The organism is Solwaraspora sp. WMMA2080 (assembly GCF_027497395.1).
Taxonomy (GTDB): domain Bacteria; phylum Actinomycetota; class Actinomycetes; order Mycobacteriales; family Micromonosporaceae; genus Micromonospora_E.
This window is the reverse complement of record NZ_CP114910.1, coordinates 724,552-743,765: the sequence shown is the minus strand read 5'-3', so window position 1 is coordinate 743,765 and position 19,214 is coordinate 724,552. Positions and strand designations below refer to the sequence as shown.

Annotated in this window: 17 protein-coding genes; 7 read left to right on the top strand and 10 right to left on the bottom strand. The window is 72.8% G+C overall.

Translation table 11 applies throughout. From position 1 onward, the window contains the following. Positions 1 to 6 precede the first annotated feature (6 nt). From O7543_RS03300 to O7543_RS03270, 7 genes are all read right to left on the bottom strand, one after another. Positions 7 to 1,146, bottom strand: a complete 1,140-nt coding sequence (locus tag O7543_RS03300) for an acyl-CoA dehydrogenase family protein (protein WP_281555242.1) — start codon at positions 1,144 to 1,146, stop codon at positions 7 to 9. Between the two features lie 3 nt (positions 1,147 to 1,149). Continuing rightward, positions 1,150 to 1,974, bottom strand: coding sequence for an enoyl-CoA hydratase family protein (locus tag O7543_RS03295; protein WP_281555243.1), 825 nt, complete (start codon positions 1,972 to 1,974; stop codon positions 1,150 to 1,152). Positions 1,975 to 1,984: 10 nt separating this feature from the next. After that, positions 1,985 to 2,866, bottom strand: coding sequence for an SDR family oxidoreductase (locus tag O7543_RS03290; RefSeq protein WP_281555244.1), 882 nt, complete (start codon positions 2,864 to 2,866; stop codon positions 1,985 to 1,987). Beyond that, positions 2,853 to 3,971 carry a nitronate monooxygenase gene (locus O7543_RS03285; protein WP_281555245.1) on the bottom strand — a complete coding sequence of 373 codons (1,119 nt, stop codon included), beginning with the start codon at positions 3,969 to 3,971 and terminating at the stop codon, positions 2,853 to 2,855. The genes O7543_RS03290 and O7543_RS03285 overlap by 14 nt, the downstream gene beginning before the upstream one ends. Continuing rightward, on the bottom strand, positions 3,968 to 4,732 hold the full coding sequence (locus O7543_RS03280) for a CoA-transferase (RefSeq protein WP_281555246.1): 765 nt from the start codon (positions 4,730 to 4,732) through the stop codon (positions 3,968 to 3,970). The genes O7543_RS03285 and O7543_RS03280 overlap by 4 nt, the downstream gene beginning before the upstream one ends. After that, on the bottom strand, positions 4,729 to 5,586 hold the full coding sequence (locus O7543_RS03275) for a CoA-transferase (RefSeq protein WP_281555247.1): 858 nt from the start codon (positions 5,584 to 5,586) through the stop codon (positions 4,729 to 4,731). The genes O7543_RS03280 and O7543_RS03275 overlap by 4 nt, the downstream gene beginning before the upstream one ends. Positions 5,587 to 5,683: 97 nt before the next feature. Beyond that, positions 5,684 to 6,925: an acetyl-CoA C-acetyltransferase gene (locus O7543_RS03270; RefSeq protein WP_281555248.1), complete on the bottom strand. Its 1,242-nt coding sequence runs from the start codon at positions 6,923 to 6,925 to the stop codon at positions 5,684 to 5,686. Between the two features lie 197 nt (positions 6,926 to 7,122). Between O7543_RS03270 and O7543_RS03265 the strand changes: the two genes are divergently transcribed. From O7543_RS03265 to O7543_RS03245, 5 genes are read left to right on the top strand one after another with little or no spacing between them, the layout of a single operon-like run. Continuing rightward, a complete protein-coding gene (locus O7543_RS03265; RefSeq protein ID WP_281555249.1) occupies positions 7,123 to 8,448 on the top strand; it encodes an FAD-dependent monooxygenase in 1,326 nt (441 codons plus the stop codon). Further along, a complete protein-coding gene (locus O7543_RS03260; protein WP_281555250.1) occupies positions 8,445 to 9,932 on the top strand; it encodes an aldehyde dehydrogenase family protein in 1,488 nt (495 codons plus the stop codon). The genes O7543_RS03265 and O7543_RS03260 overlap by 4 nt, the downstream gene beginning before the upstream one ends. Further along, positions 9,919 to 11,547 (top strand): NAD(P)/FAD-dependent oxidoreductase, encoded by a 1,629-nt coding sequence (locus tag O7543_RS03255; RefSeq protein WP_281555251.1) that lies wholly within the window; start codon positions 9,919 to 9,921, stop codon positions 11,545 to 11,547. The genes O7543_RS03260 and O7543_RS03255 overlap by 14 nt, the downstream gene beginning before the upstream one ends. Beyond that, a complete protein-coding gene (locus O7543_RS03250; RefSeq protein WP_281555252.1) occupies positions 11,540 to 12,292 on the top strand; it encodes a 3-oxoacyl-ACP reductase family protein in 753 nt (250 codons plus the stop codon). Before O7543_RS03255 ends, O7543_RS03250 begins: the two co-directional genes overlap by 8 nt. Positions 12,293 to 12,326: 34 nt before the next feature. Beyond that, positions 12,327 to 13,328: a hypothetical protein gene (locus O7543_RS03245; protein ID WP_281555253.1), complete on the top strand. Its 1,002-nt coding sequence runs from the start codon at positions 12,327 to 12,329 to the stop codon at positions 13,326 to 13,328. A 36-nt stretch (positions 13,329 to 13,364) separates the two neighbouring features. On the opposite strand, the gene O7543_RS03240 is transcribed toward O7543_RS03245, so the two are convergent. The 3 genes from O7543_RS03240 to O7543_RS03230 all read right to left on the bottom strand — a co-directional run bounded on the left by O7543_RS03240 (position 13,365) and on the right by O7543_RS03230 (position 17,016). Next, a complete protein-coding gene (locus O7543_RS03240) occupies positions 13,365 to 15,566 on the bottom strand; it encodes a GGDEF domain-containing phosphodiesterase (protein ID WP_281555254.1) in 2,202 nt (733 codons plus the stop codon). Positions 15,567 to 15,686: 120 nt separating this feature from the next. After that, complete coding sequence (locus tag O7543_RS03235; protein ID WP_281555255.1) at positions 15,687 to 16,448, bottom strand: SDR family oxidoreductase; 762 nt, start codon at positions 16,446 to 16,448, stop codon at positions 15,687 to 15,689. Positions 16,449 to 16,452: 4 nt separating this feature from the next. Next, entirely contained in the window at positions 16,453 to 17,016 is a 564-nt protein-coding gene (locus tag O7543_RS03230; RefSeq protein WP_281555256.1) for a nuclear transport factor 2 family protein, read from the bottom strand. A gap of 69 nt (positions 17,017 to 17,085) precedes the next feature. Here O7543_RS03230 and O7543_RS03225 point away from each other — a divergent pair, with 69 nt between their 5' ends. Beyond that, positions 17,086 to 18,183, top strand: coding sequence for an ABC transporter ATP-binding protein (locus tag O7543_RS03225; RefSeq protein ID WP_281555257.1), 1,098 nt, complete (start codon positions 17,086 to 17,088; stop codon positions 18,181 to 18,183). Beyond that, positions 18,183 to 19,208 (top strand): ABC transporter ATP-binding protein, encoded by a 1,026-nt coding sequence (locus O7543_RS03220; RefSeq protein WP_281555258.1) that lies wholly within the window; start codon positions 18,183 to 18,185, stop codon positions 19,206 to 19,208. Before O7543_RS03225 ends, O7543_RS03220 begins: the two co-directional genes overlap by 1 nt. Positions 19,209 to 19,214: the final 6 nt, after the last annotated feature.

Here is a 19,214-nt window from a genome sequence, read left to right as displayed (position 1 = left end):
TCCTCCTCAGCGTCGGGGCAGGCCGAGCAGCCGCTCGGCGACGATGCCGCGTTGGATCTCGTTGGTGCCGGCGTAGATCGGGCCGGCCAGGGAGAACTGGAAGCCGCGGGTCCAGTCGACGTCGACCTCGGCGTCCGGGCCGAGCAGGTCGAGGGCGGTACGGTGCAGCGCGATGTCCAGTTCGGACCAGTGGATCTTGTTGAGGCTGGCGGCCGCGCCCGGTGGGTCGCCGTCGAGCATCCGGGTCACCTGGGCCAGGGTGAACAGCTGGTAGGCGCGGGCGCCGAGCCAGGCCCGGACCACCTGCTCGCGCAGCCGGCCGGTGAGCCGGTCCGGCCGGTCGCCGGCCAACTGGACCAGCCGGGCGGCGGCCGCGGTGAACCGGCCCGGCGGGCGCAGGGTGAGGCCCCGCTCGGAGCCGGTGGTGGCCATCGCCACCCGCCAGCCGGATCCGACCTCGCCGATCACGTCGGCGTCGGGCACGAACACGTCGTCGAGGTAGACGTCGGCGAACCCCTCGTCGCCGTCGAACCGGCCGAATCCCCGCACGGTCACCCCGGGGGTGTCCAGCGGCACCAGGAAGTAGGTCAACCCCCGGTGCCGCTGTTGCTGCGGGTCGGTGCGGAACAGACCGAACAGGTGGGTGCAGAACGCGCCCCGGGTGGTCCACGTCTTGTGCCCGGTCAGCCGCCACCCGCCGGCCGCGTCGTCGCGGACCGCCCGGCTGGTCAACGCGGCCAGGTCGCTGCCGGCACCCGGCTCGGACCAGCCCTGGCACCACAGTTGGCGGGCGGCGGCCATCGCCGGGAGGATCCGGTCCCGCTGCTCGTCGGTGCCGAACTCGAACAGCGTCGGCGCGAGCAGGAAGATGCCGTTCTGGGTGACCCGCTGCGGCGCACCGGCGGCGGCGTACTCCTCCTCGAAGATCAGCCACTGCCAGAGCGAGGCGTCCCGGCCGCCGTAGCGGCGCGGCCAGGAGACCACTGACCAGCCGCCGTCGTACAGCGTGCGCTCCCACTCCAGGTGGGCGGCGAAGCCGGCGCGGGTGTCGCCGGAGGGCAGCGGGCCGGCCGGCCGGTGGGCGCGCAGCCAGTCGCGGGCCTCGGCGCGGAACTGTTCGTTGGCGGGATCCGGGCGCAGGTCCATCGGTCAGCCCTCCCGGCCCGGGTCGCCAGCCCGGCCATCGCCGTGTTGCTGTGCCGGCTCGGGGGCAGCCTGGTCGCCGAAGCCGTCGCGGACCCGGTGGGCGACACCGGAGAGGTTCAACTCGAAGGTGAAGCCCTGTTCGTAGCGGTAGCTGCGTTTGACGTCCCACGGATCGATGCCGTTGAGCGACTCCTTCGCCGCCCGGATCACCACCGGGTCCTTGGCGGCGATCTGCCGGGCGACCTCCAGCGCGGCGGACCGCAGCTCGGCGGCCGGGACCACGCGCAGCACCGAGCCGTAGGCGTGCAGCTCGGCGGCGGTGGCGGTGGCGGAGGTGTAGAGCATCGCCCGGGCGCGGTGCTGCGGCACCAGCCGGGACAGGTGGGTGGCGGCGCCGAGCGCGCCCCGGTCCACCTCGGGCAGCCCGAACGTGGCGTCGTCGCTGGCCACGATGATGTCGGCGTTGCCGACCAGGCCGATGCCGCCGCCGAGACAGAAGCCGTGGACGGCGGCGACGACCGGCACCGGGCAGTCGTAGACGGCGGCGAACGCCGCGAAGCAGCCCCGGTTGGCGCCGATCAGCGCGTCGTTGCCGGGGTCGGCCTGGATCTGCTTGATGTCGACGCCGGCGTTGAAGCCGCGGCCCTGCGCCCGCAGCACCACCGCCCGGGTGGCCGGGTCGGCGCCGGCGGCGGTGACCGCCTCGGCGAGGCGGTACCAGCCGGCGACCGGCAGGGCGTTGACCGGCGGCCGGTCGACCACGATCTCGGTCACTCCGTCGGTGCCGGTGGTCGCGACGACCATCGTGCTGTCCGCTGTGGATGTCATGGTCGGGTCCTCACGGGTGTTGGCTGCTGACCGAGAGCACCTCGCCCACCAGGTACGAGGCGTAGTCGCTGGCCAGGAAGACGATCACGTTGGCCACCTCCCAGGGTTCGGCGGCCCGGCCGAACGCCTCCCGGTCGGCCAGCGTGGCCAGCAGGGCGTCGTCGGTGACCTTGGCCAGGTTGGCGTGCATGGCGAGGCTCGGCGCGACGGCGTTCACCCGGACCCCGGCCTCGGCGGCCTCCACGGCGCTGCACCGGGTCAGCGCCATCACCCCGGCCTTCGCGGCGGCGTAGTGCGCCTGGCCCTGCTGGGCCCGCCAGCCGAGCACCGAGGCGTTGTTGACGATCACGCCGCTGCCGCGCGGCATCATGTGCCGCAGCGCGGCGCGGGTGCACCGGAAGGTACCGGTCAGGGTGACATCCAGGACCCGGTGCCACTGGTCGTCGGTCATCTCGGTGATCCGGGCGGTGCCGCCCAGGCCGGCGTTGTTGACCAGCACGTCGAGCTGGCCGTAGCCGGAGACGACCTGGTCGATCATGGCTTGGACCTGGGATTCGACGGTCACGTCGCAGACGACGGCGAGCGGTTCGACACCGGTGGCGGCGGCGAGCTCGGCGGCGGTCGACCGCAGCCGGGTCTCGTGCCGGTCGCTGATCGCCACCCGGGCACCCTCCTCGGCGCAGCGTCGGGCGGTCGCCGCGCCGATGCCGGTGCCGGCGGCGGCGGTGACCAGCACGGTCCGGCCGGCGAGCAGGCCGTGCCCGACCGGCGGCTGCGCCCCGGCCGCCCCGCCGGGCGGGCGCGGCCCGGTGGGCGTGCGTCCGGTGGGCATGCGTCCGGTGGGCGTGCGTCCGGTGGGCGTGCGTCCGGTCGGTGGTTCAACGGTCGCCATCGGCTCGTCCCTCCTGCAGTCCGTCCAGCACCGCCGACGCCTCGGCGACGATCCGGTCGATCAGTTCGGCGCAGCTGGGCAGGTCGTCGATCAACCCGGTCACCTGCCCGGTCGCCATCACCCCGAGGTCGGCCCGGCCGTCGACCATCGCGGCCCGCAGCAGCATCGGGGTGTTCGCGGCGAGCAGCACCTGGCCCCAGGTCAGCTCCCGGTTGCGGCGCATCGCCCGGCCCTCGGTGAGCAGGTGCCGCCATGGGGTGCCGGTGAGCCGCCGGAACCGGGCGGCGCTGCGGACCGAGCGGACCAGTCGGCGGGCCGGCCCGGCGCGTTCCAGCCGGTCGATGAAGTCGGTACGCAGCACCCGCTGTGGTACGCCGTCGAGCGCCCGGGTCACCACGGTGCCGTCCAACCCGGCGTCGAGGTAGCGCCGCAGTACCTGCGGGCTGACCGTGCTGTCGCTGGTGAGCAGGAACCGGGTGCCCATCGCCACCCCGGCCGCGCCGTAGGCGAGGGCGGCGACCAGCCCCCGGCCGTCGAAGAACCCGCCGGCGCCGATCACCGGGATGTCGACGGCGTCGGCCACCTGCGGCAGCAGCAGACTGGTCGGTACCGCTCCGGTGTGGCCGCCACCCTCGCCGCCCTGCACGATGACCGCGTCGGCACCCCAGGCGGCCACCTTCTCGGCGTGCCGGCGGGCACCGACCGAGGGCACCACCCGTACCCCGGCGTCGCGCAGCCGGGCGACCAGCTCCGGCTTCGGGGCCAGGGCGAACGAGGCGACCCGGACGTTCTCCCGGATCAGCAGGTCGATCCGCTGCGCGGCGTCGGCGGCGTCGGCCCGCACGTTCACCCCGAACGGCCGCGTGGTGTTCCGCCGGATCTCGGCGATCGCGGCGGCCAGGTCGGGCAGGTCGAGGGTGGCGCCGGCGAGGATGCCCAGCCCGCCGGCCTCGGCGGTGGCGGCGACCAGCCGGGGGCCGGAGACGAAGCCCATGCCGGTCTGCACGATCGGGTAGCGCACCCCGAACAGTTCGCAGATCGGGGTACGCAGCGCCGGGTGGGTCCGGGTCGGGCCGGCGGCCGGCCGCGCCGGGCGGTCGGTCATCGCCGCACCTCGGCGTCGCGGTGGCCGGCCGGGTCGATGACGGTACGGATGAGGGTCAGCTCCTGCGCCGTCGGCAGCCGGGTCTGCGGCACCTCCCCGTCGGTCCACAGCTCGAACCCGGTCGCCTCGTGGACCTGTTCGACGGTCACGCCGGGATGCGTCGAGACCAGTCGCATCCGGTGGTCCGGACCGGTGAAGTCGAAGACCCCCAGGTCGCTCACCACCCGGCGCAGCTGGTGGAAGCGTGCCGCGGACGTCCCGGCCGAGGCCGCCCGGTCGTAGCCGATGCCGCAGACCAGGTCGACCTGTTCGACGAAGGTCCGGCGGCTGTGCCGGGGCACCCAGTAGCTGCACGGGTGGCTGACCGTGTTGCCCGGCGCGCCCCGTACTCCGAGCAGGGCAACCTTGGGCCGGTGGAAGTCGCCGATCGCCGAGATGTTGATGTTGCCGTACCGGTCGATCTGGCCCGGTCCCATCATCACGTGCCGGCGGCCGGACCAGATCAGCTCGAAGATCTGCCGGAACGGCAGCGCCCCCTCGGTCTGTGCCGGGGATCCGCCGACCGGCCAGGTGCCGACGCCGAGCGCGGCCTCGCCGTCGGTGAGCAGCAGATCCGGGGAGAAGGTGGCCCGGGCCAGCCGGGCGCCGACCGTCGGCACCAGCCCGATCGGGCTGGCCAGGATCTCCCCGTCGCCGCGCCACGCCTCGGCGCAGGCGACGACGCACACCTCGGCGCGGGTCGGTTCGGCCGGTGCGCTCACCGGGCCACCTCCGTCCACTCGTTGCGGTCGGCGACGGCCCGCTGGTAGCCGGCCTCGTCGGTGTCGAGGTAGCGGTCCCGGAACGCGGCCCACTGCTCGGTGCCGGCCGCCGCGGCGTACTCCCGCTGGAAGGGTTCGTCGCGCGGGTAGTCCGGGTCGCACGAGGTGAAGTGGGCCCCCCGCGCGGCCGGGACCACGCCGCGGACCTGGTGGCGGCGGACCAGCACCGCCGACGCCGGGGTGAGCTGCTCGGTCGGCACGACCTGTTCGCAGGAGACGTAGGCGCGGTCGGCGGCCGCGCAGTACAGGTCGTCGAAGTACGGGTCGGGCCCGAGGCAGAGGGCGTTGCCGTGGATGTCGGCGCGGTGCAGGTGGACCAGGGCGGCGTCCAGCCGCAGCGCCGGCACGGCGAGCAGTTCCTCATCGTCGTACGGCGAGCGCACGGTCCGCAGGTCCGGGTTGATCCGCATCAGGTCGGAGCCGAGTCCGACCCGGGTGGGCAGGAACGGCAGTCGGCAGGCGGCGGCGTACAGGCCGAGGTAGAGCATGCCCTCGTCGTACTCGACGGCCTCGACGGCGCCGGCCTGGCGGGCGGCCCGGAAGTGCGGCTCCAGCGGGATCGAGTCGAGCGAGACGAAGCCGTACACCAGCCGGCGGACCTTGCCGGCGGCGAGCAGCAGGCCGGCGTCGGGGCCGCCGTAGGTGACGACGGTCAGGTCCTCGAGGTCCGACCGCAGGATCGCCCGGACCAGGGACATCGGCTTGCGGCGCGAGCCCCAGCCGCCGATGCCGATGGTCATGCCGGAGCGCAGTTCGCTCACCACCTGCTCGGCGGTCATCCGTTTGTCGGTCATCGCCACCTACTCGATCCTGGCTGGTCACGGGTGCGGGTACGCCGGAACCGGCGCACCCGCAATGTACCAAGCGCTTGATTGGTTGGCCAGCCCGGGTTCAGCTCGCCCGCTCGATCACCATCGCCATTCCCTGACCACCGGCCGCGCACATGGTGACCAGCCCGAACTGCCGGTCACGTTCGCGCAGCGCCCGGATCAGGCTGGTGGTGATCCGGGCACCGGTCATCCCGAACGGGTGACCCACCGCGATCGCCCCGCCGTTGACGTTCACCCGGTCGGGATCGATGCCGAGCAGCCGCACGCAGGGCAGCACCTGGGCGGCGAAGGCCTCGTTGATCTCCACCAGGTCGATGTCGCCGATGGTCAGCCCGGCGTGCCCCAACGCCCGCCGGGTCGCCTCCACCGGGCCCAGGCCCATGATCTCCGGACTGAGCGCGGAGACACCGGTGGCCACGATCCGGGCCAGCGGGGTGACGCCCAGCTCGGCCGCCCGGGCGGCGCTCATCACCACCAGAGCCGCGGCACCGTCGTTGAGCGGGCAGCAGTTCCCGGCGGTGACCGTGCCGTCCGGGCGGAACACCGGCTTGAGCGCGGCGACCGACGCCAACCGGACCCCGGGGCGAGGGCCATCGTCGCGGTCGACGACCGTGCCGTCCGGCAACGTCACCGGGGTGATGTCACGGGCGTAGAAGCCGTCGGCGATCGCCTGCTCGGCCAGGTTCTGGCTGCGCACCGCGAACTCGTCCTGGTCGGCCCGGCTCACCCCGTACACCTGCGCGACGTTCTCGGCGGTCTCCCCCATCGCGATGTACGGATCCGGCAGCGCCCCGGTGTCCCGGGGGTCCTGCCACCGCCCACCGTCGCCGGCGGCGCGCGCCGCGCTGCGGGCACCGGCGGCTGCGTACCGCTCGTTGCGGGTGCCCGGCAGATTGTCCGACTTGCCGGCCTCGTACCGGGAAACCATCTCCACCCCGGCGGAGACGAAGACGTCGCCCTCCCCGGCCCGGATCGCGTGGAAGGCCATCCGGGTGGTCTGTACCGACGAGGCGCAGTAGCGCTGCACGGTGGTGCCCGCAGTGCCGTCCAGGCCCAACCCGACGGCGACCATCCGGGCCAGGTTGTGGCCGTGTTCACCGGCCGGCTGGGCGCACCCGAGCAGGACGTCCTGCACCTGCGCCGGGTCCAGGGCGGGCACCTGGGCCAGCGCGGCCCGGGTGATGTCCACGGCGAGGTCGTCGGGGCGCAGCGTGGCGAGCGAGCCCTTGCGCGCCCGGCCGATCGGCGAGCGGGCGGCGGCGACGATCACGGCCTGCGGGGTGGCGGAGTCTCGGGGCGACATGGCGGGCAGCGTACCCTAACAAGCGCTTGGTACGCCACGGTCGACCCGACCGGTAGCCCGACGACCGGCGGTCGTTCTGCTGACCAGAAACGCCGGTCGACGCAGATTCTTCTGAACAGAAGCGGGGTTAGCGTCGGGCAACCTCGGCCGGCCCCGCGTCCGCAGACCGGTCCCGCCCACACCCACCAGGAGGCACGTTGACGGCCAGCGACGGGCAGACCGATGAGTTCATCGTGGTCGGTGGCGGCATCGGCGGGCTCGGCACCGCTCTCGCCCTGGCCCGCGCCGGGCGGCAGGTCCGGGTGTTGGAACGGGCCGCCGCCTTCGGCGAGGTCGGTGCCGGCATCCAGCTCGCCCCCAACGCCACCCGGCTGCTGCGCGAGTGGGGCCTGCTCGACCGGTTGATCGCCGCCGGGCTGGCGCCCCGACACCTGGTTCTCGCCGACGCCCGCACCGGCCGGGAACTGAACCGGCTCGACCTCACCGGGCCGTTCACCGAGCGTTACCTGGCCCCGTACGTCGTCGCGCACCGCCGTGACCTGCTCGACCTGCTGCTCGCCGGGGCCGCCGAGGCCGGCGCGGTACTCGAACCCGACCGCGAGGTGACCGCGATCCGGCCCGGCCCGGACGCCGTCGAGATCGACTGCGCCGGCGGGCAGCGCTACCGCGCTCGGGCGGTCGTCGCCGCCGACGGCCTGCATTCCCGGTTCCGCGCCCTGGTCAGCGACGACAAGCCGGAATGCAGCGGCTACGTCGCCTACCGGGGCGCGATCCCGATCGAACAGGCCAGCCGGACCGCCGACCTGTCCGAGGTGGTCGCCTTCATCGGCCCCGGGATGCACTTCGTGCAGTACGCCCTGCGCGGCGGCAGCTACTACAACCAGGTCGCGGTGTTCCGCAGCGAACGGTACCGGCAGGGCGACCCGGACTGGGGCGGCCCGGCTGAGCTGCAGGAGGCGTTCTCCCGGGCCTGTCCGCACGTGCGGACCGCCGTCCAGGCGATCCGGACCGACCAGCGGTGGCCGATGTACGACCGAACGCCGATCGACGACTGGGTGCACGGCGGCCGGGTCGCCCTGCTCGGCGACGCCGCCCATCCGATGCTGCAGTACCTGGCCCAGGGCGCCTGCCAGGCGCTGGAGGACGCCGCCGCGCTCGCCGCCGCCGTCACCCGGCACCTGCCCGCCGGGCCGATCAACGCCGACGCGCCGGTCCACCTCGCGCTGCGGGAGTTCGTCCGCGAACGGGCCCCCCGCACCGCCCGGGTGCAGCGCAACGCCCGCGCCTGGGGCGACATCTGGCACGTCGACGGCGTCGCCGCCGCACTTCGCGACGACGCGCTGGCCCACCGTGGACCGACCGACTACCGGTCCACCGACTGGCTCTTCGGCCACACCGCCGCCCAGCGCGGCTCCTCCCCCACCGTGAACCCCACTGCGAACCCAACTACTAGTCCCACCGCGCACCTGGCGCCGGACGCGCCGACCGCCACCCCGACGACGAGCCGAGACGAGGCGCGATGATCCCCGACCCCGGACGCGACTGGCGTCTGCTGATCGACGGTCGGCTGGTCCCGGCCGGCGACGGCGGGGCGACCCCGACCCGGTCACCGGCCACCGGCGCGGTGCTCGGCCGGGCACCCGCCGCCACCGTCGCCGACGTCGACCGGGCCGTACGGGCGGCACACGCCGCACAACCGCAGTGGGCGGCCACCCCGCCCCGCCAACGGGCCGCCGTACTACGGTCGATGGCCGACGTGCTGCGCGCACACCGCGCCGAACTCGGTCACCTCGACGCGGCCGACGGCGGCAACCCGGTGACCGCGATGACCGCCGACGTCGACCTCGCCGCCGAGCTGCTGGACCGGTTCGCGGACTGGGCCGACCAGCTCGGCGGCCGGACCCTGCCCGGCGGCGACGACCATCTGCACTACACCACCCGACGGCCGTACGGCGTGGTCGCCCGGATCGTGCCGTACAACCATCCGGTCATGTTCGCCGCTTCCCGGGTCGCGGCACCGCTGCTGGCCGGCAACTCGGTGGTGCTCAAGGCCCCCGATCAGACGCCGCTGTCCGCGCTGCGCTTCGGTGAGCTGGTCGCCGAGCTGCTCCCGGCCGGGGTGCTGGCGGTGCTGACCGGCGACGGCGCCACTGTCGGGCCGGCGCTGGTCGGCCACCCACTGGTGCGGCGGATCGCGTTCACCGGCAGCACCGGTACCGGCCGGGCGGTGCTGCGCACCGCCGCCGCGCACGGCGTCAAACAGGTGTCGTTGGAGCTGGGCGGCAAGAACCCGATGGTGATCCTGGCCGACGCCGACGTGGCCGCCGCCAGCGCCGGCGCGGTCGCCGGGATGAACTTCCACTGGACCGGGGGGCAGTCCTGCGGCTCCACTTCCCGGCTGCTGGTGCACCGCTCGCTCGTCGACGAGGTCGTCGAGCGGGTGGTGGCCGGCACCCGCGCCGTGCGGGTCGGTGACCCGCTGGACCCGGCCACCGAGATGGGCACCATGGTCTCGGCCGCCCACCGGGACCGAATCGCCGGCTTCCTGCGGCAGGGTCGCGACACCGGGCTGACCGTGGCCACCGGCGGTGGCCTGCCGGACGGGCCCGGCGCGTACGTGGAGCCGACCGTCTTCGTCGACGTGCCGCCGGACAACCCGCTGGCCCGCGAGGAGATCTTCGGGCCGGTGCTCTGCGTCACCCCGTTCGACGACGAGCGGGAGGCGCTGCGGATGGTCAACGACTCGCCGTACGGCCTGACCGCCAGCGTGTGGACCGGCGACGTCGGTCGGGCGCACCGCTGGGCCCGGTCGGTCGACGCCGGCTACGTGTGGATCAACACCGCGTCCCGGCACTTCGCCGGCCTGCCGTTCGGCGGGGTCAAGGACTCCGGCCTCGGCAGCGAGGAGAGCGTCGAGGAACTGCATTCGTTCACCCAGCCCAAGTCGGTAACCGTCCACCTGGGACCGACGAACGACCCACGAGGAGGCGACCGTGGCGACCACTGACCACCCGGCCGACACCTACGACGGCATCATCATCGGGGCCGGCCAGCACGGCCTGATCCTCGGCACCTACCTGGCCCGGGCCGGGCTGCGGGTGCTCCTGGTCGAACGGCGGCTGCGCCACGGCGGCGGGCTGAGCACCGAGGAACGGACCCTGCCCGGTTTCCAGCACAACCTGCACTCGATCAACCACTTCAGCGTCACCTCGACGCCGTGGTTCCGTGACCTGGGGCTGTCCGCCCGGGTGCGCTACCTGACGCCGCGGTACGAGTTCGCCCAGCCGCACCGCGACGGCAGCGCGCTGGTCTTCTCCCGCGACCTCGACGAGACACTCGCCAGCATCGGCCGGTTCAGCAAGGCCGACGCCGACACGTTCCGGGAGTGGAACGCCAAGGCGGAGGAGATGACCCAGCGGATCTTCCTGCGCGAGCGGTTCAGTGAGCCGCTGAGCCCGGACGACCGCGACGAGCTGCTCGGCCGTACCGCGTTGGGTCGTGACTTCCTGGAGCTGACCCGGCGGCAACCCGGCGAGGTGGTCGAGGAGCTGTTCACCGACGAGCGGGTCAAGGTGCTGTTCCTGTTCAAGTTGTCACTGTTCGGCACCGTGCTGCACGAGACGCTCGGTACGCACAGCCCGCTCGGCTCGCTGATCCGTGCCTTCGACCTGACCACCGGCTACGAGCTGTGCGCCGGCGGCAGTTGGAACCTGGCCCGAGGGCTGATGGAGGAGTTCATCGCCGCCGGCGGACACTTCGTCAACCAGGCGCACGTCGAGCGGATCGTCGTCGAGGGCGGCCGGGCCACCGGCATCGAACTCGCCGACGGGCGCTCGATGCGGGCCCGCCAGTTCGTGGCCAGCACGCTGGACCTGCACCAGACCCTGGAGACGCTGGTCGGCCGCGACCAGCTGCCCGCCGACTACCTGGCCCGGCTGGACAAGTTCCACTACACCGGCTGGACGTTGTTCGGCCTGCACCTGGCGCTCGACGAGGCCCCGGCGTACACCTCGGCGGCCTTCGACCCGCACGTGAACGGGGCGCTGAAGTACAACATCGGCTCGGAGACCATCGCCAGTCTGATGGCCGCGCACGACGACGTGGACAACGGTCGGGTGCCGACCAACGTCCAGTTCGGTGCCGGGGCGCTGAGCGTGCTCGACCCGAGTCAGGCGCCGCCGGGCAAACACACCGCGTACGCCTGGCACGTGGTGCCGTGGGCACCCGACGGCGACCACGAGAACCTGCGCCGCATGCAGGGCGACATGGCCGCGTCGATCATGGACAGGTGGCGGGAGTACGCGCCCAACCTGACCGACGCCACCGTGCTGGGCTCGTACACCTACACCGCCTACGAGTACGCGCAGGAACTGATCAACATGCGGCACGGCGACATCTTCATGGGGGCGCTCAGCGCCGACCAGGTGCTGCACAACCACTTCGGCTACCGCACCCCGCTGCCGAACCTCTACCTGGCCGGCTCGGCCTGCCACCCCAACGGGGCGATCAGCGGCGGCGCCGGGTACATCGCCGCCGGGGTGATCGCCCGCGACCTGGGTGTCGAGCCGTGGTGGCAGCCGATGGACGCCCGTACCGAACTGTCCCGGCTCGGCGATGGCTGACCGGCTGGCCGGCCGGGTGGCCATCGTCACCGGCGGCGGACAGGGGCTCGGCCGGGCCTTCGCGCACCGGCTGGCGGCCGACGGGGCGCGGGTGGTGGTGGCCGACCGCAACACCGGGGCGGCCGGTGCCGTCGCCGCCGAGATCGGCGACGGCACGCTCGCCGTCGAGGTCGACGTCGCCGACCCGGACAGCGTGGCGGCGATGGTCCGGCGCGGCACCGAGGCGTTCGGTGGGATCGACGTCCTGGTCAACAACGCGGCGATCTTCTCGACTCTGGCGATGCGGCCGTTCGACCAGATCGACCCGGCCGAGTGGGACCGGGTGATGGCGGTCAACGTCCGTGGCCCGTTCCTGTGCACCCGGGCGGTGGCACCGGTGATGCGCCAGGCCGGCTACGGCAAGGTGGTCAACATCTCGTCGGCCACCGTGTGGATCGGCCGACCACACTACCTGCACTATGTGACCTCGAAGGCGGCGCTGATCGGGATGACCAGGGCGCTGGCCACCGAGCTGGGCCCGGCCGGGGTACGGGTCAACGCGGTCACCCCCGGCGCCACCCGGACCGAGATCCCACGGGCCACCGTCACCCCGGAGCAGGAGGCGGCGATCGTCGCCGGCCAGGCGATCAAACGGCGGCAGGTGCCGGCCGACCTGGTCGGTGTGGTCGCCTTCCTGGCCGGGCCGGACAGCGACTTCATCACCGGACAGACGGTCAACGTCGACGGCGGCGCGGCGTTCCACTGAGGATGTTTACATCGCTGCGAGGATTGGAGGCACCATGGCACACCGGCTGCCGATCAGCCTGGCCTGCTGGGACTACGACCGCACCCGGGCACTGCGGGAGGGCACCGTACGGCCGACCGGCGTGGACCTGACCTACCTGCCGCTGTCACCGGAGGAGACCTTCTTCCGGATGCTGCGCTGGCAGGAGTTCGACGTCGCCGAGATGTCCCTGTCGTCGTACGTGCTGTCGCTGTTCGCCGACGAACCGCCGTTCGTGGCGATCCCGGTCTTCCCGTCGCGGGTGTTCCGGCACGGCTCGATCTACCTGGCGCCGTCGTCGACGGTCCGCGACCCGGCCGAGCTGGCCGGCCGTACCGTCGGGATCCCGGAGTACCAGATGACCGCCGCCGTCTGGATCCGCGGCATCCTGGCCGAACACCACGGACTGCCGGTGGACGGGGTCGGCTACCGCACCGGTGGTCTGCACCACGCCGGCCGGCAGGAGAAGCTGCGGCTGGACCTGCCGGACCGGTTCGACGTACGGCCGATCGGCGTGGGCGAGACGCTCGACGGGCTGCTGCGTACCGGCGCGATCGACGCCCTTTACACCGCCCGGGCACCCCGGTCGTTCGACCCGAGGGGCGGACCGGACCAGGTCCGTCGACTGTTCGCCGACCCGGCCGCCGCCGAACGGGCGTACCTGCGGGCCACCGGCATCTTCCCGATCATGCACACGGTGGTGCTGCGCCGCGACGTCTACCAGCGGCACCGGTGGCTGGCCCGGGCGCTGCTGGACGCGTTCACCGAGGCGAAGGACCGGGTCTACGCCGAGCTGCGGGAGGTGACCGCGTTGAAGGTCAGCCTGCCGTGGGTGGTGCCGGCCGCGGAGGAAGCGGCGGCGCTGCTGGGCGACGACTTCTGGCCGTACGGCGTCGAACCCAACCGGACGGTGCTGGAGACGTTCCTGCGCTACTCGCACGAGCAGGGCCTGGCCCGGCGGCGGCTGGACCCGGCGGAGCTGTTCGCCCCGGAGACCCTCGCCGACACCCTCGTCTGAACCCGACACCCGACACGCTGGTCTCGGTCCGGGCCGCTACGGCACGGCGGACCGGCGCAGCAGGGCCCGCAGGGCCGGCTCCTCCACCGGCCGGGACAGGCCGAACCCCTGCCCGAACTCGCAGCCCATCGCGGTCAGCTCGGCCCGCTGATCGTCGTTCTCGATCCCCTCGGCCACCGTGCTGAGCCGTAGCCCTCGGCTCATCGCCAGGATCGCCCGGACCACCGGCAGGCAGGTCGGATCCTCGGCGCCGATCCGGCCCACGAAAATCTTGTCGATCTTCAACTCGTCGATCGGATAGCGGTGCAGGTGGCCGAGGGAGCTGAATCCGGTGCCGAAGTCGTCGAGGGCGATCCGCACGCCGAGTCGACGCAGCGCGGACAGCTGCGACTCGATCGCGTCGTGCTCGGTGGCCAGGACGCTCTCGGTCATCTCCAGGGTCAGCGTGGCCGGCGGTAGGCCGGAACGTTCCAACGCGGCGAGCACGTCCGCGACCACGTCGCCCAGCATGAACTGGCGCACACTGACATTGACGTTGATCTGCAGCGGTCGGCCGCTGAGCCGCTGCCATCCGGCACCGGTGACACAGGCCTGGCTGAGAATCCAACGGCCGAGTGGAACGATCAGCCCACTGTCCTCGACCAGCGGGATGAACTGGTCGGGCCGGACCATGCCGCGCTGCGGGTGACGCCATCGGACCAGCGCCTCCACGCCGCGTACCGCACCGTCGGACAGGGCGTGGATCGGCTGGTAGTGCAGGACGAACTCGCGCCGCGACAACGCGTCCTGCGCCTCCACCTGCAGGCGCACCCGGTCGACCGCAGGCTGGTGCAGTTCGGTGCGGTACCGCACCCGTCGGGCCCGGGACGCGCCCTTGGCGATCTGCAACGCGATGTCGGCCTCGCGCATCAGCCGGTCGGCGTCGGCGTCGCCGTCGCTGACCGCGATGCCGACCCGGGCGCCGATCAGCCGCAGGTGGCGGGCCACCTCGATCGGCCGGTCGAAGACCGCCAACAGGTCGTCGGCGATCCGCTCGGTGTCGCGGGCGGCGGCCCGCTCGGCAGTCAGCAGCACCGCGAACTCGTCACCGCCGAGGGCGGCCAGCAGGTCGGTGGCCGCCAACCGGCGCCGCAGCAGGCCGGCGACCTCGACCAGCAGGTCGTCACCGGCCTGGTGGCCGAGAGCGTCGTTGACCACCTTGAACGAATCGATGTCGACCAGCAGCAACGCGACGTCGGTGGTGCTGCCGAGCGCCGCGGCCAGCCGTTCCCGCAGCAGGGCCCGGTTGGCCAGGCCGGTCAGCGGATCGTGGTACGCCTGATGGCGCAGCCGCTCGGTGAGCCGCACCCGCTCGGTGATGTCACGGACGGCGAACAACAGCCCGTGGACGTTCGGATCGTGCAGCAGGTTCTGCCCGCTGATCTCGACCGTGGCCGGCTGCCCGGTGTCCGGGGCCGGGACCCGGCACTGCAGCGTCTCCGCCGCACCGGCTTCGCCGAGCAACCGCGAAATCCAGGCGTCGGCCACGGGCCGGTCCGCCGGGACGATCCAGGACAGCAGCCGGTCGCCGGGCAGCCCGTCGGTGAGCCGGAACACGTCCGCCGCCGCCGGGCTCAGGTAGCTGACCGTGGTGTCCCGGTCGGTCAGCACGATCACGTCGCGCGACGACCGGACGACCGCCTCGAACCGGGCCGCCGTGCCGGCCTCGTACCGGCGGACCGCGAGCAGCACCAGGCGCAGCGCCAACGACGACAGCAGCAGTCCGGGGCCGTACTGGCCGAGCTGCACCTCAGTCAGGGTGCCGCCGGCGGCGAGCACGCCGGTGGTCATCGCCGCGAGGGTGAACCCGACCGAGAGCAACGCCGCGGGCAGGCCGCCGTAGAGCGCGCGCAGCGCGGTGCCGACGAACAGCACCCCGCCGGCCGGTAACGCCCCGACTGCCCAGATCACCACGCCGACAGCGACGGCGGCGAGCAGGTCGTGGGCGATCGTCGGGCGTTCCCGCCGGTACAGCCGCACGGCGAGCACCGCCAGTACGCCGACAGCGGGCAGCACCGGCCAGGACCGGCTCGGCTCGACGACCGGTGAGATCAGCCACTGTGGAACTACAATGGCCAGGCAGGTCAGTAGGAAGGCCAGGAAGGCCCGGCGCACCACCGGCAGCAACGGCTGGTTCGCGCCGACCTTCACCCAGGATCGCAGCGCGGTCAGCCACTGACGGTGGCGTCCAGGGGCCATGTACGCCAGACTACGGCCTACGATCATGGCCTGGGGGGCCGACACTCCAGCGTTCGGTGTCCCTGGTGGACTGTTCGGTGGATACCGTGAGCCGAGCTACCGGTGGTAGCGACCAGTACGTCACAACAAGTTGGACCGGTGGAATCCGCCGTCGACCGGGACCATCGCCCCGGACAGGTACGACGAGTCCTCCGAGCACAGGAAGGCGATGGCTGCGGCGAACTCGTCGTACCCGCCGACCCGGCCCAGGTGCACCGCACGATCGAGATGCTGCTGGCGGTCCGGGCTCCGGTTGGGAAACGGCGCGTTGCCGACGACGATCCCGTTCGACGAGACCCCGCGGGATCCGTACTCCTTGGCGATCGAGGCGACCAGGGCGCTCATCCCGGCCTTGGCGGCGGCGTAGGCCGCACCGTTGACCTGGCCGTTGGTGCCGGAGATGGAGCCGATGCCGACGATGTGCCCGCGCCCGGCTGCCAGCATGCCGGGCAGCACGGCCCGGGCGCAGAGGAACGCCGAGGTGAGGTTCAGAGCGAGGAATCCGCTCCAGTCCTCGATGCTGGCGTCGGCCACCGCCGCCCAGGCGGCTCCGGGCAGTGCTCCACCGGCGTTGTTGACCAGGATGTCGACCGGGCCGTACCGGTCGGCCACCTCGGCGACCAGGTCGGCCACCTGGTCGGCCGAGGTGACGTCGGCCCGACCGGCGACCGCCCGACCGGGCAGGTCGTCGGCGGCCGCCCGGGTCTCGGCGATGCCGTCGGGATTGATGTCGTTGACGACGACCGTCGCTGACTCGGCGGCGAACCGCAGCGCGGTGGCCCGACCGATCCCCCGGCCGGCGCCGGTGACCAGAGCAACCTTTCCGGTGAAACTTCCGGGCATCGCGTCAGCCCTTCTGGAACAGGGGGTTGCGGGCGTTTTCGCTGATCACGACCATGGTGGCGAAGCGCCAGCCGACGTCGGGCTCACGTCGCATGCCGAACAGGTAGGCACCTTCGTGCTCACCGCGGCGAAACTGCGGACCGTCGCCGCTGGTCGCGACGAGGCTGTACACGGCGGCGACCGAGGCGGTCCGGCCGTCATCGGCGACCCGGATCACTGGAGGGTGGATGAGGTGACGCAGTTCGTAGGAGTTGATCACGTCGGCGGACGGTGGCCCGTCGGCGTCACCGGAGCGGGGCAGGACCGGGCGGAAGTACAGCTCGCGGAGCTTCTCCTTGCCCTTGACGGTCTCGTTCAGGGTGCCGCGCAGCTGCCGCTCGAAGTCGTCGGTGTAGTACTCCAGCAGGTCGTCCCAGCGGCGCCGGTCGCACAGCCAGCCGTAGAGCATCACCAGGTCGGCGATCCGGCGGTGGTCCTCGGCGAGGGCCACCCGCTGCTCGACCGTGTCCGGGGTCCGCTCGGGCAGTTGGACTACGGCGATCAGTTCGTCGAGTTCGTCGTCGGTCATCGGGTCTCCACGTTTCAGGCAGGTAACGGGGTCTCGCTCAAAGTACCAAGCGCTTGTTAGGCTGGCAACGTGCGATCCGATGAACCGGCTCCGTTGCTCGCCGTCGAGAACCTCGCCACGAGCTTCCCGACGCCGCGCGGTGTGCTGCGCGCCGTCGACGGGGTCTCCTTCACCCTCGCGCCCAGCGAGGCGCTCGGCGTCGTCGGCGAATCCGGCTCCGGCAAGTCGGTGCTGGTCCGCACCGTCATGAACATCCTGCCCCGGCAGGCGCAGGTCGCGGCGGAAAGTCGGATCCTGTTCGAGGGACACGAGGTCCGCGACCGTCGAGGCGCCGCCGCCCGGCACTTCTGGGGCGCCGAGGTGGCCATGGTGTTCCAGGATCCGATGACGTCACTCAACCCGGTCCGCACCATCGGGCGGCAACTCACCGAGCCGATGCGTCACCACCTCGGCCTCAGCAGACGCGCCGCCGACACCCGCGCCGCCGAACTGCTCGCCGAGGTCGGCATCAGTGAGCCGGTCCGGCGGCTGAGGCAGTACCCGCACGAACTCTCCGGCGGTATGCGGCAACGCGTCATGATCGGCATCGCGCTGTCCTGCTCACCCAAGCTGCTCATCGCCGACGAGCCGACCACCGCGCTGGACGTGACCGTGCAGAAGGAGATCCTCGACCTGCTCGCCCGGCTGCGCACCGAACTGCGGATGGCGATGATCCTGATCAGTCACGACCTGTCCGTGGTGTCCGGCCGCACCGACCGGACCATGGTCATGTACGCCGGCCGGGTGGCCGAGATCGGTCCGACCGCCGAGCTGTTCCGGCACACCCGGCACCCGTACACGGCGGCCCTGCTGCGCTCGACCCCCCGGATCGACCAGCCCAGCCACACCCCGCTGGAGGTGATCGCCGGCGGCGCCCCCGACCTGGTGCACCCGCCGCCCGGCTGCCGCTTCGCCCCCCGCTGCCGGCAGGCCCGGCCCCGGTGTCAGCAGGAGGACCCGGCACTGGCCGACGAACCCGGGCACCGGTACGCCTGCTTCTACCCGGTCGGCACCGAGGCCGGCGACCGCGCGCTCGCCGAGAACCTCGCCGACGGCCGGACCGGGGCCGGACTGGACCTCGCACCGGTCCCCACCGACCGGTCCACCCTCGACGGGGCGGTGAACTGATGGCCGGCACCGGCAAGGCGCACCTGCGCGACACCGATGACGTGGTGCTGCGGGTCGAGGACCTGACCGTACGGTTCCCGGCCGGGCGGGGACGCAGCGTGCAGGCGGTCTCCGGGATCAGCCTCGACGCCCGGGTCCGGGAGACCGTCGGCCTGGTCGGCGAGTCGGGTTGCGGGAAGTCCACCACCGGCCGGGCGATCCTGCAGCTGCCCCCACCGACCAGTGGTTCGGTCCGGTTCGACGGCACCGAGTTGACGGCGCTACACGGCGAGCGGCTGCGCCGCACCCGCACCCGACTCCAGATGATCTTCCAGGACCCGATCTCGTCGCTCAACCCCCGCCGGACCGTCCGGGACATCGTCGCCGAAGGTCTGCGGATCTGGCACCGCGAGGGCGGTCCCGCCGCCCGGCGGCGGGTGGACGAGGTCCTCGACGCCGTCGGGCTGGACCCCCGGCTGGTCGGCGACCGGCGACCACACGAACTGTCCGGCGGGCAGTGCCAGCGGGTCTGCATCGCCCGCGCCCTGGTGCTGGAACCGGCCGTGGTGCTCTGCGACGAGCCGGTAAGCGCGCTGGACGTCTCGGTACAGGCCCAGATCCTCAACCTGCTGGAGGAGATGAAACAGCGGTACGGACTGACGCTGCTGTTCGTCGCCCACGACCTGGCGGTGGTGAAGCGGGTCAGCGACCGGATCGTGGTGATGTACCTGGGCAAGATCTGCGAGGTCGCCCCGCCGGACGTGCTGTTCGCCCGGCCCGCCCACCCGTACACGGCGCTGCTGCTGCGCTCGATCCCGGAGCTGGACGACGGCTCCCCGGCCCCGGCCCGCACCAGCGGTGAGCTGCCGTCGGCGCTCGACCCGCCCAGCGGCTGCCGGTTCCGCACCCGGTGTCCACGCGCGGCGGATGTCTGTGCCCGTACCGAGCCGCAGCTGCGCCAGACCGGCCCGGACCAGTACGTCGCCTGCCACTTTCCGCAGGACGCGCCGGCCGACGGACCCACCGCCGGCCGGTCGCGGCCGTGACGGGCG

What these genes read in the sequence shown, in the direction of transcription:
- O7543_RS03300 (WP_281555242.1), bottom strand. Translation starts at nt 1,146, where the DNA reads ATGGACCTGCGCCCGGATCCCGCCAACGAACAGTTCCGCGCCGAGGCC.
- O7543_RS03295 (WP_281555243.1), bottom strand. Translation starts at nt 1,974, where the DNA reads ATGACATCCACAGCGGACAGCACGATGGTCGTCGCGACCACCGGCACC.
- O7543_RS03290 (WP_281555244.1), bottom strand. Translation starts at nt 2,866, where the DNA reads ATGGCGACCGTTGAACCACCGACCGGACGCACGCCCACCGGACGCACG.
- O7543_RS03285 (WP_281555245.1), bottom strand. Translation starts at nt 3,971, where the DNA reads ATGACCGACCGCCCGGCGCGGCCGGCCGCCGGCCCGACCCGGACCCAC.
- O7543_RS03275 (WP_281555247.1), bottom strand. Translation starts at nt 5,586, where the DNA reads ATGACCGACAAACGGATGACCGCCGAGCAGGTGGTGAGCGAACTGCGC.
- O7543_RS03270 (WP_281555248.1), bottom strand. Translation starts at nt 6,925, where the DNA reads ATGTCGCCCCGAGACTCCGCCACCCCGCAGGCCGTGATCGTCGCCGCC.
- O7543_RS03260 (WP_281555250.1), top strand. Translation starts at nt 8,445, where the DNA reads ATGATCCCCGACCCCGGACGCGACTGGCGTCTGCTGATCGACGGTCGG.
- O7543_RS03250 (WP_281555252.1), top strand. Translation starts at nt 11,540, where the DNA reads ATGGCTGACCGGCTGGCCGGCCGGGTGGCCATCGTCACCGGCGGCGGA.
- O7543_RS03245 (WP_281555253.1), top strand. Translation starts at nt 12,327, where the DNA reads ATGGCACACCGGCTGCCGATCAGCCTGGCCTGCTGGGACTACGACCGC.
- O7543_RS03240 (WP_281555254.1), bottom strand. Translation starts at nt 15,566, where the DNA reads ATGGCCCCTGGACGCCACCGTCAGTGGCTGACCGCGCTGCGATCCTGG.
- O7543_RS03235 (WP_281555255.1), bottom strand. Translation starts at nt 16,448, where the DNA reads ATGCCCGGAAGTTTCACCGGAAAGGTTGCTCTGGTCACCGGCGCCGGC.
- O7543_RS03230 (WP_281555256.1), bottom strand. Translation starts at nt 17,016, where the DNA reads ATGACCGACGACGAACTCGACGAACTGATCGCCGTAGTCCAACTGCCC.
- O7543_RS03220 (WP_281555258.1), top strand. Translation starts at nt 18,183, where the DNA reads ATGGCCGGCACCGGCAAGGCGCACCTGCGCGACACCGATGACGTGGTG.